Annotated in this window: 10 protein-coding genes; 6 read left to right on the forward strand and 4 right to left on the reverse strand. The window is 44.3% G+C overall.

The window, feature by feature from the left end:
• Position 1: 1 nt before the first annotated feature.
• The gene (locus LG003_RS19075; RefSeq protein WP_262981390.1) at positions 2-781 is read left to right on the forward strand and encodes a PIG-L family deacetylase; all 780 of its coding nucleotides are present in this window, start codon (positions 2-4) and stop codon (positions 779-781) included.
• A 10-nt stretch (positions 782-791) separates the two neighbouring features.
• Entirely contained in the window at positions 792-1,856 is a 1,065-nt protein-coding gene (waaB, locus tag LG003_RS19080; RefSeq protein ID WP_262981391.1) for a lipopolysaccharide 1,6-galactosyltransferase, read from the forward strand.
• A 222-nt stretch (positions 1,857-2,078) separates the two neighbouring features.
• Here the strand turns inward: waaB and malM are convergent, their stop codons facing one another.
• The 3 genes from malM to malK form a co-directional block, all read right to left on the reverse strand.
• On the reverse strand, positions 2,079-2,996 hold the full coding sequence (gene malM / locus LG003_RS19085; RefSeq protein ID WP_112879317.1) for a maltose operon protein MalM: 918 nt from the start codon (positions 2,994-2,996) through the stop codon (positions 2,079-2,081).
• Between the two features lie 248 nt (positions 2,997-3,244).
• Positions 3,245-4,531 carry a maltoporin gene (locus LG003_RS19090; RefSeq protein ID WP_112879316.1) on the reverse strand — a complete coding sequence of 429 codons (1,287 nt, stop codon included), beginning with the start codon at positions 4,529-4,531 and terminating at the stop codon, positions 3,245-3,247.
• Between the two features lie 36 nt (positions 4,532-4,567).
• Positions 4,568-5,677 (reverse strand): maltose/maltodextrin ABC transporter ATP-binding protein MalK, encoded by a 1,110-nt coding sequence (malK, locus tag LG003_RS19095; RefSeq protein WP_112879315.1) that lies wholly within the window; start codon positions 5,675-5,677, stop codon positions 4,568-4,570.
• 378 nt (positions 5,678-6,055) lie between these two features.
• Between malK and malE the strand changes: the two genes are divergently transcribed.
• From malE to malG, 3 genes are all read left to right on the forward strand, one after another.
• Positions 6,056-7,255: a maltose/maltodextrin ABC transporter substrate-binding protein MalE gene (gene malE, locus LG003_RS19100; protein WP_262981395.1), complete on the forward strand. Its 1,200-nt coding sequence runs from the start codon at positions 6,056-6,058 to the stop codon at positions 7,253-7,255.
• Positions 7,256-7,379: 124 nt separating this feature from the next.
• Positions 7,380-8,936 carry a maltose ABC transporter permease MalF gene (gene malF / locus LG003_RS19105; RefSeq protein ID WP_262981392.1) on the forward strand — a complete coding sequence of 519 codons (1,557 nt, stop codon included), beginning with the start codon at positions 7,380-7,382 and terminating at the stop codon, positions 8,934-8,936.
• Positions 8,937-8,948: 12 nt separating this feature from the next.
• On the forward strand, positions 8,949-9,839 hold the full coding sequence (gene malG / locus LG003_RS19110; protein ID WP_112879312.1) for a maltose ABC transporter permease MalG: 891 nt from the start codon (positions 8,949-8,951) through the stop codon (positions 9,837-9,839).
• Positions 9,840-10,030: 191 nt separating this feature from the next.
• Here the strand turns inward: malG and LG003_RS19115 are convergent, their stop codons facing one another.
• Positions 10,031-12,046, reverse strand: a complete 2,016-nt coding sequence (locus LG003_RS19115; RefSeq protein WP_262981393.1) for an LTA synthase family protein — start codon at positions 12,044-12,046, stop codon at positions 10,031-10,033.
• 914 nt (positions 12,047-12,960) lie between these two features.
• Between LG003_RS19115 and tssI the strand changes: the two genes are divergently transcribed.
• Positions 12,961-13,773: type VI secretion system tip protein TssI/VgrG (tssI, locus tag LG003_RS19120; protein WP_262981394.1), on the forward strand; the 813-nt coding region annotated here is incomplete at its 3' end.

The raw sequence follows: 13,773 nt of genomic DNA on the forward strand, positions 1-13,773 counted from the left end.
AATGATACATCTATTTCTATCACCTCATTTAGATGATGTAGCTTTAAGCGCTGGCGGTTTAATACATAAATTAGTTTCAGAAAATCAAAAGGTAGTTATTTTAACATTTTTTACTGAATATGACGAAAATATTACATCTTATTATTCACATTCTGCACATAATGATAATATGTATTCATTTATAAAACTTTATTCAAAGCGAGTTAATGAGGATATTGCTTTTTGCAATAAATTATCAGCGATTCCAATACATTGTAAAATTTTAGATTGCATTTACAGAACCGATCAATACGGTGAACCTATGTATAAAAATTCCGCCATGATTTATAGTGGCCAGATACATAAATCAGATGATGCATCCGATATGGCTCAAGATCTCATCGACAAAACATTATTAAATTATCAACCTGATTATATCTATGCCCCTTTGGGAATAGGTCGACATGTAGACCACATCATAATAAATAATCTTGTAAATAATATAAAAGGCTCACATAAGTTAAAAATATTACTTTATGAAGATTTTCCCTATGTTTTAGGTGAATACCCTGTTATTAACCCCGATAGTTTGGAAAATGCTTTATTAAGAAATAATAAATTTGATAAGCATGCTATATTGGTGGATATTGATTTGAAAGAAAAAGTGCAAAACATTTTATTTTATGAATCTCAATTAGAACCTCTGTTTGATAATAAATCAAATATTTTAATTTCATTGGAAAAATATCATCAAACTATTAATGAAATAAAGGCGCAAGAGCGTTTTTGGTTAATTAAATAAAGGATTTGTAATGAAAAAAATATTCATAATATACCATGATCTTTTCTTGAATGGATATGGTGGAGTAGAAACGGCATGTTCAAATTTAATAGATTTGATTGGCCGCTCCAACATTGAAATTGATTTCATTTTCATATCTCTAAATAAGACAAATAGAATTGAAAATCGTGATTGGTTATCTAATGCTCAATGTATCTCCTTAGCGTCAAGCAATGACGAATCTCGCCAGGATATAGCATGCGAACTGTCCTTGATATTAGAAACATTTCACCCCGAGATTCTAATAAGTTTAGACACAACATCTTGTAATATTGCTCGACTTTCTTGTGAAAAGATTAATTTCCCGGTAAAAACTTATTCTTGGCTGCATACTTCCATTAGAAATCCTACCCCACAGAAAATTAAAGATTTATGCTGTGCCGACGAGCACCTTGTCATCAGTTCTGGTTTAAGAGATCAAATGTTATCCTTTGGAATAAAAACAGAGAAGCTTCATCTTATTTTCAATCCTATCAAGATGAATCCCTTTATAATTCCTCAACCAAAACACATAGTCAGATTCTTATATGTTGGAAGAATTCTTGCCTATAAGTCAAAAAATTTAACTGAACTACTTTTAGCTCTTTCACAATTGCATGGTCATTGGGAGTTACATATAGTAGGTTCTGGTGAAGATGAGGGTTATTTGAAAGAATTATCTTCACAACTCAATATAAATAACAATATTATTTGGCATGGTTGGCAAGATCAGCCTTGGGAATTTGTGATGGATAATATAAAAGAAATATCAGCTTTTATTTTAACATCAAAATATGAAGGTTTTGGTATGGTATTAGCGGAAGCAATATCTTATGGTATCTATTGTATAAGCTCAGATTGTCAATGTGGCCCGAGTGATATTATCAATGATTTTAATGGTGAGCTTTATAAATCAGGTAATATTCTTGAATTATCTAAAAAATTACAACTCATTATTGATGAATGTAAAATAAGGGATCATCAAGCAATAAAAAATTCTATTGCCTTTCTTTACGAAGATAATTTCCTGTTAAGAATCACTAAATGCCTATCCTAATAGGCGTAATTGTTGCAGGCAGTTTGAACACGGACTGCGCGGAAAAACCGGAGCGTACACGCTGTACGTGAGGATTTTGAGCACTGCCCAGGTTCAAAATGGCAAATAAAATAGTCCTATTGGGATAGTCAGTAAGGCTTTATCCCTCCAGCCATAAGTATCCCCGGCCAGAAAATGTGATGAAAGTGAAACTTGATGCCCTCCTTTTCGGAGAGCATTTGTTTACCCTTTGTTTTTGATACTGTTGATAAACGTTTCTCGTGCAGTTGCAGACCCAAGGCGTTCCGCTTCATCCAGCAATTTTAGTGCCTTATCGATATTGCCGTTATTAATTTCCTTTTTAATGGCATCACTAAAATAACGCTCTGTATCACTCAGGACCGGTTTGACTTTTTGCGGAGTAGGTGGTGTTACGGTGGTTTGTGTTGGCCCGACAATGATTGGTTCTTGTGCCGGACTTGAAAAAACTTGACCAATCGTGATGTTGCCAGCGTTTTGTTCTGATTTTACTTTCAACTTCAACGTGCCTGTTGACGTATGGCGGGCAACGGGATCGGGAATCTCGGGAACGGCATTACCGACGCCTTGAGCGTAAGCTTTGGCGGGATCAACCATTTGTGTGGATTTCTGCAAATCGGTACGGGTGGTGTAGACCAGTATATAAATTTGTTGTTGTCCTAGTGCTGGTGTCAGTTTTAGCTTGCCTTCCAGCCGATCGGTGGACATGACACCCGGACGTTCATAGGGGAAATAACTGCTCGGGTAAAATGCCGCGGGGCGTAACCCTTGATCCAGTACCAAAACATTTGGTACGTAAACTTGTTTATCTTGTACTAAGCTACTCAGGGTAATATCCAGAGAGCCTCGGTTTGCCGGCAGCGCGAATGCCGCTATCGGCCCTTGAATATCTCCCTCATTAAGATGTTGGGATGTAGTATTGAGGATAATGGTCTGTGTATCGCTGGTATTAATCGGTTGCCAGCTCAGTTTTTGCAATGCTGTTGTTGAGAGGGAAGGGGCAATAGTGTCCTGTGTCGTGGTTGCTTGAGTTGTTGTAGTGATAGGTGTTGCATAGCTTATCAGAGGAGCTGCGCTACAGAGTAAAGCACTAAGACAAAATGAGAGCAGTTTGGTTTTCATCTCTTACCCTTGTTCGGTTGAAAAAAAGAGACTGATACCCACGGTCAAGAGGCATATCAGTCCAAAAGGCGTTAACCATTACAAATAATCTGATTGATCTGAGGTCAAATCGTTATATACCCGTTATCTTTCAAGTTGCCTCTTTGTTGGCTGCACTCACTCACCCCGGTCACATCATTCGCTATGCTCCCGGGGATTCGTTCCCTTGCCGTCGCGATGCCTCTTGAAATCCATAGGGTATAACTGTATTACCACCAAGCTTCGAATTGTGCACCAAAGGTAAATTCATCATCGTCACCACGGCTGAATTTATGCGTTGCGGTATCACGGTAGGCCATTCCATCAATGTAACCGTCTTTTTTGTTCGCATTACCCCATTTTTCATCCCATTTTGCATAAGTGACGAACAGGCGAATAGCCGGACGCGACCAAATGCTGTCACCTGCCTGCCATTGTTGGGCTAGAGTGATTTTGTACTGATCATTGGTGTCATGAGTACGTTGGGATTTGACGTTATCATAGCCAATGTCCAGCAGGGTGCTCATCGTCGGTGTCCATTTGTACATTGGACGTACACCAACCGTATACCATGTGCTGCCGTTGTTATTGTCACGGTCAGTATCCTGATACATCGCTACGTACATCAGATCCCATTTTTCTGCGAGATTAATCGCGCCATGATTCAGAATACGTAACATATAACCGTCATTGTTTACGCTGGCGCCTTCGGAATGACCACTGTTGTAGGAGGTCATGGAATCGGTGGCGTATTGTACGACAAATTTATTGAAGCCTCCTAACATGCTCTGTGTATGCTCGGCGGTAAACATGAAACCATCTTTGGAAGCATGACGGTCAAGGCGGTAGTGGTTTCGTGCATTGGCACGCCCATAGTCAAAACCAAGTTCCAGATTACCGCCTGGGTTAACCTCCAAGCCGGATAGACGTATATCGTAGACATCATTGGAGGTGGGAATTTCTTTGCGCTGACCAGCAATCCAGCCATAAGAGCCACCAGATTCAGTGTTACGGGTGACGGCCAGAGAGAGCTTACTAAAGCCGAGATCAATATCTTGCAAGCCCGCCCCCGGACCAGAGATATCCCAGTAGTAGAAGTCAATCATATGCACGTCATGGCGCTGGTAGAAGCGTTTACCTGCCCACAATGTTGAACCGGGTAACCAGTCGATGACGTTTTTCGCTTGGACATTCACTTCACGGAAAGCGGGATTGGTGGATTCCCAGTCACTTTGTTGCGCCACAGAATAAGCCACATTGGTATCGAAGTAGAAACTCTTATTGCCATCCTTCCATAGCTCTTGGCCTAGCTTAAGCTCAGCATAGGTTTCACATTCATTACCTAAACGGTATTTGCTCTGTGCGCCGGTGCTTTGGAAACACTGTTGCTCACCGCCGCTACCGGTCCAACCAATGCCAGAACGGGCGTAGCCGTGGAATTCTACGGCTGACGCTTGAATAGACAGTAATCCGGCCATAATGGTTAGTGAGATAGGTAATATACGCATTGATTTCATCAATTATTCTCCTGTCGTTTTTTGATTAGCTCAGGCTTAAACACCGGGTTCTTCATGCAGACGTTGGCATGCCGTTCCGTCTTCCCGGAATAAATGGCAGCGGTGAGGGGGTAGCCCGATGGTGAAGGTGGACCCTTCTTCCACCAGCACAACATCAGGTTGGCGGTAAACCAGATTTTGATGAATGGCCGGGATTTCAATGTGAACCTGGGTTTCATTGCCTAACTGCTCGACAACCTGCACTATGCCTTCCAACGTGACATCAGCGATATCACTTGGCAGGAGGTGTTCAGGACGTATCCCTAGAGAGACATTACTGCCTACTTTTACCCCCTTGCTTTCTACGGGCAGCCAGATTTGCTGTTGGTTGGGCAGAGTAATCTGTACCTGATCAATAGCAGTAGCCGTGACTTTAACTGGCAGGAAATTCATTTTGGGTGAACCAATAAAGCTGGCGACAAAGCGATTAACCGGGTAATGGTAAAGTTCAAGAGGTTTGCCTATCTGGGCAACATCTCCACCATCCAGTACCACGATTCTGTCGGCCAGCGTCATCGCTTCAACTTGATCGTGGGTGACATAAATCATCGTACGTTGCAATCGTTTGTGCAGGCGTGAGATTTCAATGCGCATTTGGACCCGCAGCGCGGCGTCTAGGTTGGAAAGAGGTTCGTCTAACAGAAAAACACTGGGTTCAGCGACCAGAGTACGGCCAATAGCAACGCGTTGACGTTGCCCACCTGATAGGGCTTTAGGGCGGCGATCAAGCAGGTGAGCGAGTTGGAGCATCTCGGCAATTTGTTTTACCCGTTGCTGAATATCACTTTTTTTGGCGCCAGCTAGCTTCATGCCGAATGACATATTGTCTGCAACAGACAGGTGGGGATACAGTGCATAAGACTGAAAAACCATCCCAACGCCGCGTTTGGCGGGAGGCACATCGTTCATTCTGATGTTATTGATCAGCAAATCACCGGAAGTCACATCTTCCAGACCCGCAATCATCCTTAATATTGTCGATTTTCCACAACCTGATGGACCGACAAAAACGATGAATTCGCCTTCTTGTATCTCAAGGTTGATGTTCTTGGAAATAATAGTTTCACCATAAGCCTTCGATACATTATGTAATGTGACGCTCGACATGTGTTCCCCCGGACTTATCACCGCAATTCGCGGTGAAAAATGATAAACCAGAGTGTGTTTAAGATGGCGGGTGAGTAAATCCTCCATACCCAAGTTTTTTATGGGGGAGGAGCTAGGAGGATGAAATAAGCGTTGTTGAGCTGGTTAGGTATGAGCTACTGGATAAATTGTGATATTTATCGCAAAAAAAGATGCCCCTTTTTGTGGTCAACGGCACGCTTCTTCTGTTTTTGTAATAGAGATCACACCCATTCCGGGCAGGGAGTAGAGTAGGGGAGGATGAGTCTTTCCATTGTTAATTGCACACTAGATCAGCACTCTCCGCCAATGTAACAAAACAGTTCACTCTGAACCTACTTAAACTATAAGGACGGAATGATGATAAAAACAACCTTAAAAGTAGGCGCCCGTACCCTGGCGCTTTCTGTTTTAGCCTCACTGGCGCTTTCTGCTTCTGCTTTGGCAAAAATTGAAGAAGGTAAGCTAGTTATCTGGATCAACGGCGACAAAGGCTATAACGGCCTGGCGCAAGTCGGTGAGAAATTTGAAAAAGATACGGGTGTCAATGTTACGGTTGAGCATCCAAACAAGTTTGAAGAGAAGTATCCACAAGTTGCAGCAACCGGCGATGGGCCGGATATTATTTTCTGGGCCCATGACCGCTTTGGCGGCTACGCCCAGTCTGGTTTGGTGGCGGAAATCACGCCGGATCAGAACTTCAAGGACAAGTTATTTCCATTTACTTGGGATGCGGTGCGCTACGACGGTAAACTGGTCGGTTATCCTATCGCCGTTGAAGCTCTCTCTCTTATCTACAATAAAGACTTGGTGAAGACCCCGCCAAAGACTTGGGAAGAGATCCCGGCACTGGATAAGGAACTGAAGAGCAAAGGCAAAAGCGCCATTATGTTTAATCTGCAAGAGCCTTATTTCACCTGGCCGTTGATTGCCGCGGACGGAGGATATGCTTTCAAGTTGGAAAATGGCGCATACGATGTGAAAAATGCCGGAGTGAATAATGCAGGTTCCAAGGCAGGGCTGAATTTCATTATAGATTTGGTGAAAAATAAGCATCTGAACGCAGATGCTGACTATTCCATCGCCGAAGCCGCGTTCAACAAAGGTGAAACGGCGATGACCATCAACGGTCCGTGGACGTGGTCCAACATCGACAAAAATAACATAAATTACGGCGTGGCGTTGTTGCCAACCTTTAAAGGTCATCCGTCTAAACCGTTTGTCGGCATACTGACGGCAGGTATTAATGCCGCCAGCCCGAATAAAGAGCTAGCGAAGGAGTTTCTGGAAAACTATTTGCTGACCAACGAAGGTCTTGAGATGGTGAATAAGGATAAACCGTTGGGAGCTGTGGCGCTGAAATCTTATCAGGATATTCTAGCCAAGGACCCACGTATTGCTGCCACGATGGAAAATGCTCAAAGAGGCGAAATCATGCCGAATGTCTCACAAATGAGCAGTTTTTGGTATGCCATGCGCAGCGCTGTGGTTAATGCGTTGACCGGCCGTCAGACCGTTGAGGCTGCGCTCAGTGATGCAGAAGCCCGTATAACCAAGTGACCTGTGGGCGCTCTTCTCCCGAGAAGGGTGCCTCTTTCCTGCAACCAGTAAGGATGCCTGTTTGCAGGAAGATTGATTAAGCTATCCGCAAAGCTGTTACGTCGTAGTAAAAAGGAAGAGCATTATGTCAGCGACGCTCGAAAAAACATCATGGTGGCAGCATTCTGCTCTGAAATGGTTTGCAGTGAGCCTATGTATACTCTTTACCGGTTATCTGGTGGTATTGATGTACTCACAGGGAGAGTATCTATTCGCAATACTGACACTGGTATTGTTAGGAATGGGGATTTACGTTTTTGCCAACCGCAATACTTATGCCTGGCGCTATGTCTATCCGGGTATAGCCGGAATGGGATTGTTTGTACTGTTTCCGCTTATTTGCACCATCGCCATCGCCTTTACCAACTATAGCAGTACCAATCAACTGACTTTTGAACGTGCACAATCGGTCCTGATGAACCGTCAGTATCAATCAGGGCAAACATTTACTTTTAAGCTCTACCCAAAATCGGACTTGTGGGTTTTGGCACTGAGCGCACCGGGCCAGACTAAACAACTGGTGTCCGAGCCATTTTCTCTGTCAGTAACAAAAGAGACTGCTTTACATTTGCATGAGCAGGACAATATTCAGAACGGTGAAGCCGCGACATTGCGCATTATCACCCAGAATCGGCAGGCGCTGAACCAGTTGGTTGCTGTTCTACCGGATGGTAGCCGGTTGAGAATGAGTTCACTACGTCAATTCGCTGGTGTGAATCCTCTATACTCTCTTGGGGAAGATGGTAAGACCCTTACCGACAATCAAACAGGTACGCTTTATCGTCCCAATATGGATACTGGTTTCTATCAGTCGATTAATGCTGAGGGAAAATGGGGCAATGAGACTCTGACGCCAGGATTTACTGTTGCCATCGGCTGGAAAAATTTTCTGCGGGTGATACAGGATGAAGGTATTCAGAAACCGTTCCTTGCTATTTTCGTTTGGACGGTTGTCTTTTCTCTATTCACTGTGGTGCTGACTGTAGCTGTTGGCATGGTTCTGGCTTGCATTGTGCAGTGGGAAGCGCTGAAAGGCCGTGGTGTTTATCGCATGCTGCTGATTCTGCCTTATGCAGTGCCATCGTTTATTTCCATTTTGATTTTTAAGGGATTGTTTAATCAGAGTTTCGGCGAGATCAATCTGTTGCTTAACGGTTTGTTTGGTATTAAACCTGCTTGGTTTGCCGATCCGACGATGGCCCGAACCATGCTGATTATCGTGAATACCTGGCTTGGGTATCCCTACATGATGATCCTCTGCATGGGATTGTTAAAAGCAATACCAGACGATTTGTATGAAGCGTCGGCAATGGATGGGGCTGGGCCGTTGCAGAATTTTTTCAAGATTACCTTCCCATTGCTGATTAAACCGCTGACGCCGCTGATGATCGCCAGTTTTGCCTTTAACTTTAACAACTTTGTTCTGATTCAGTTGCTAACTCTTGGCAGGCCGGATCGCATTGGCACCACGACACCAGCAGGCTATACCGATTTATTGGTGAACTATACCTACCGTATTGCTTTCGATGGTGGTAGTGGTCAGGATTTTGGTTTGGCTGCGGCGATTGCCACCGTGATCTTTTTGCTGGTGGGTGCGCTGGCGATTATTAACCTGAAAGCTACCCGTATTAAATTTGACTAAGGAGGGAATGCAATGGCGATGGTTCGACCCAAATCACAGAAATGGCGTGTATTGGCGACGCATTTGTTGATGTTAACCTTTATTGCCATGATCGTATTCCCGCTGTTGATGGTGATTACTATCTCCCTGCGGCCGGGGAACTTTGCGACAGGGAGTTTGATCCCGGAAAGTATCTCCTGGGAGCATTGGAAACTGGCACTTGGCTACAGTGTGGTATCACCAGATGGCCGTGTTACACCGCCACCTTTCCCGGTTATGCTATGGCTCTGGAACTCTGTTAAGGTTGCCTTTATTACCGCTGTAGGTATCGTTACATTATCAACTACCTGTGCTTATGCTTTTGCCCGTATGCGTTTTCGCGGTAAAAGTACCTTACTGAAAGGCATGCTTATTTTTCAGATGTTCCCGGCTGTACTTTTCTTGGTGGCGCTATATGCCTTGTTTGATCGTTTGGGGGAATATGTACCGTTTATCGGCCTTAATACCCACGGAGGTGTGATTTTTGCTTATCTGGGGGGCATTGCGTTGCATGTCTGGACGATTAAAGGTTATTTTGAAACCATTGACGGCTCTCTGGAAGAGGCTGCTGCGCTTGATGGAGCGACACCGTGGCAAGCTTTCCGTATGGTGCTGCTACCGCTTTCGGTACCGATTCTGGCGGTAGTGTTCATTCTTTCCTTCATCGGTGTGATTACGGAAGTGCCTGTTGCCTCACTGCTTCTGAGAGATGTGAACAATTACACTTTGGCGGTGGGCATGCAGCAGTACCTTAACCCACAGAACTATCTTTGGGGAGATTTTGCCGCCGCCGCTGTGCTTTCTGCGCTACCTATAACCATTGTCTTCCTGGTTGCTCAGCGCTGGTTGGTTAGCGGTTTGACCGCCGGGGGAGTTAAAGGCTAATCGCAATATTCACCAGTATATACCCTATGGATTTCAAGATGCATCGCGACGGCAAGGGAGCGAATCCCCGGGAGCATAGAGAACGATGTGACCGGGGTGAGTGAGTGCAGCCAACAAAGAGGCAACTTGAAAGAGGACGGGTATAAATCCCTTTAATAGATTGAGATTAAAGGGATTCGTAGAAGTATCAATTATTGCTGGTGGTGAACTTGACGGTTTAATTGCCATGACAGGAGATCGGTAAATACCTGCCAACGTTGGAACTGTTTGGTTTGGTCTGCTGTCATTGGCTGGGGTTCACCGAGTAATAATCCTGTTTGATTTGCCCATGGTCGAAATTCACCTTTGCCTATCATGACATAAGCTCCTTGCGGTGTAATAGTGACTTCCGGGTTATATCCTTGACACCAGATAGGGTCCAGATGTTCAGCCAACAAATTACAGCCGGTACGGTAGTAAGCTGTATGTGACAAGCTCAAATGGTAGAGCGTTGGCCAAATGTCTTTATGACTGCCGACTCTGGTAGCATCAAAGATTGCGTTTTGGCGATAAGCGGGCGGCACGTAGAGATAAAACGGTACACCGTGGCCGATTGCCAATTCATGAGCATCTGGATAACTGATACCTCGAATATTATGGTCACCGGTTGCCGCAATAATGGTATGGGAAGCCAATGACTGAGATTTTACCCAACTAATAAATTGTCCTAATTGATCGTTGGCGTAACGCAGGGTATGAAAAACCTCTTGTAACTCATTACCACTAGCCAAATGACTTAAACGTTGTTTCTCGATATCACTCAGCTTGATGTCGGTTTTCTGATAACCTGCCGGCGATTTATACGGTGGGTGATGGGTAGTAGACAATGACATAATCAGAACATGTTCCCCGTTCTTTTCTGCCTGAATCAGGCGATCTTTAATATAACGGAACATGAACTCATCAGGCACGCCCCAAGTACCAAATTGGGCTTCTGGATAGCGTTTTTTCAGCCCATTCTGATCGATAAATTCACTAACGCCCAAGTTTGGCAAGAACTGATTCAAATTACGCCATGCTCCGTTACCGGATGTGACGAAGATGATTTTGTAACCATTCGCCAGATAGGGTTTGAACATATTGCTGGTGAAATCGAGATCCTGCGCTGTGGATTGACTGACTGCGCTGTTTGGGCTGCGGATCAAGAAACGGCTTAAACTGTCAATAGTGCCATCTCCTTCGGAAACGAAACGTTCAAAACGCCAGTCGTTTTGCCAGTGCTGGCGTAGAGCGCCAAAAACATCAAGGTCTGGGCGGTCCAAGCTTTGTAGGTGATAACCCATACTCTCCATGACGTTAAATATTACGTGAGGCGGATTTTTTTGAGCAGTGGGATTATCGGCGGTTTTAGCCATAAACGGTGACAGATTGGCAGGGGTTGGCTTCTCCAGAAAATGGTTTAATAACCAGCTACCTTGTGCATCTGTTGCTTCTGGGAAGTAGCTGTTTTTGTAATGATCATTAAACGCCCAATTCAGTGCCATTGGACCATTAGGTGTCAGCATATTAAGCATTTTGACTTCTGAAACTTGTGTATTGGACTGACGTAGTGGAAAGGTACCTATGGAGCCACGCATGCCAACGAAACAGACAGTTAAAATAGCCAGCGTCGCGATAGCAGAAACCGGCAGACTGGTTTTGCGCTCTGTGCGTGAGATAAGGTAGCGTTGCCAGAGCAGACAGAGCCAGAAAACAGTCACTGCATACAGAGCTAAACAGAGCAAACCTTCGATAACCGGATAGTCGTTCCATAGGGTGTGCAGTACGGCTTGAGTATCATCTTCCACTAAGCCGAAGATGAAAATATCGAACGACCGTTCATAAGTGGCATAGTAGTAAACATTACTTACCGTCAAAGCCCCGACTACGGTATTGAGTGTTGTTGCCAACCACGGATAGGCATGTTGCCATATGTTGAAGCTGTTTTTATTAATGGCAAATAAGCTAGCAATCAACAGACAGGGTACAAACAGTAGGCTGGCAATACGAATATCAAACAGTCCGCCGATCCAGAACATTCGTTCCACGTCTTGAGTAGAGTCAATGAAGAGCTGATAATTGCCATAAGTGAAGAGAAGATAGATTCTTCCCGCCATTTGCGTTGCTACCGTTAGCAACCAGGGAAGTAAAAGTGCGATAAAAGCCAGTTTAAATCTGGAAAACCACATAATGCCTTCTTATTGGTAATAGATTGATAAGGTTAATTTAATATTTATCAGGTCAAGATCCTATCTTATTCAGCAAGTTACTGCCTATCCCATTGGGTTATTTTATTTGCTATTTTTTGCCGTAGAGTCGTCATTGGTCAGATTCAGCAGCAACTGGCAGAAGCTGAAACGAAAAATGCAGCGTTTGCACCGTTGAAGCAGGAATCCACCGCAATGATTCAGGCTCCGGTCTCAACGTGGCAGGAATCCTCGTCCTTCATCAGGGCGGGGAGGATGTCAAATTATTAAACTCATCACTCTCAAAAAAACGTTTTTTACGAAGGCGAAGTGGATATTGACCTTAACCCCAAAATCGGTGCGGACTGGTGTTTTAAGGGCAGTAAAATGTGGCAGTGACTTAGCTATGTGGAAGAGTGCATGAAAGTGTTTTCGTTACAACAATGACCTGAAATGAAAAAAATGCGTGTACTACCCTATATGCAAGCTTATTTATCGCCAGCCAAATATATCGGATTAATATCTTGATGCTTTTGGGGTGTTATATTTCCTGCGCATCGGGTGAAAATTGACGGCGATTTTTATTCGTTCCAGACATTGATAGCGATTAATTAGCTATTTTGTATGATATTTGTCACGTTTTTTTATGTTTATATGACAAATATCGTGATCTTGTGGTCATAATATTTAGAGAGCGAAATTCTCTGTTACTTGTCTCCACTCCATCCTACTCAGTTGGACGCGGTCTATTGTTCTCGCTAACGCCACGTATTAAATGATGGCTATTTTACGCTGTCATTTTTTTACTGCGGAACAGACCGCCGCTATTTAAAAGAGCCGCATGTCATGGCTCGTTTAATGGCTTCTTGCGTTATCCCCGTTTCAGGATAATGGTTCAATGATGTAAGGTTTCAAATATGGATGGATTAGTTTTCACCTGCCGAATTGGCGAACTGCCCCAAACCACTTTTCAGGTATCGCAATTTACTTTACAGGAAGAGCTGTCACAGCTTTATCGCCTGACGTTAAAAGTGGTGAGCTCACGTGATGACATTCCCCTGAATGAACAACTGGGGGACAGCGCGTCACTGACCGTTACCCGTAATGGCGTGACCGAACGGACCATTAATGGTTTGGTAACCGGGGCTGAACAGGGTAATACCGATGGCCGTCGCACTTTTTATATTTTCACTGTCCGCCCCAAAATGTGGCTGATGACACTGAACCAGGATAGCCGTATTTTCCATCGACAGTCCGTACCGGAAATCTTAACGACCTTGCTTAAAGAGCACCGTATTTTCTTTGCCCGCGATACGCTTTATAAGCGCCATGCCGAACGGGAATACACCACGCAAAAACGCGAATCCGCCTATGATTTTTGGTGCCGGCTGGCGGCGGAAGAGGGCATTGTCTTCTGGTTTGAGGAAGAACAGACGTTGTTCTGTGATTGCCGCCTGGGCATGCAGGCGGATATCGATCTGACTTACAATACTCACCCTGAAACGGACGAGACAGATACCACCGCGTACGAATGGAGTTATGGCGAATACCTGTGTTCGAATGGCACTATCCAGAAAGACCATAACTTTCTTAACCCCAAATATTCGCTCGAACATCAGAGGCAATCCGACGATAGCGGGCACAATTCTGTGTTTGAAAGTTACGGACGTTTCCAGTGGGACGAGGAAGGAAAACCTTTTACCCAATTGCGGCTGGAACAGTTACGAAAC

The sequence above is a fragment of the Photorhabdus kleinii genome, from assembly GCF_025384885.1.
In the GTDB taxonomy this organism is placed as follows: domain Bacteria; phylum Pseudomonadota; class Gammaproteobacteria; order Enterobacterales; family Enterobacteriaceae; genus Photorhabdus; species Photorhabdus kayaii.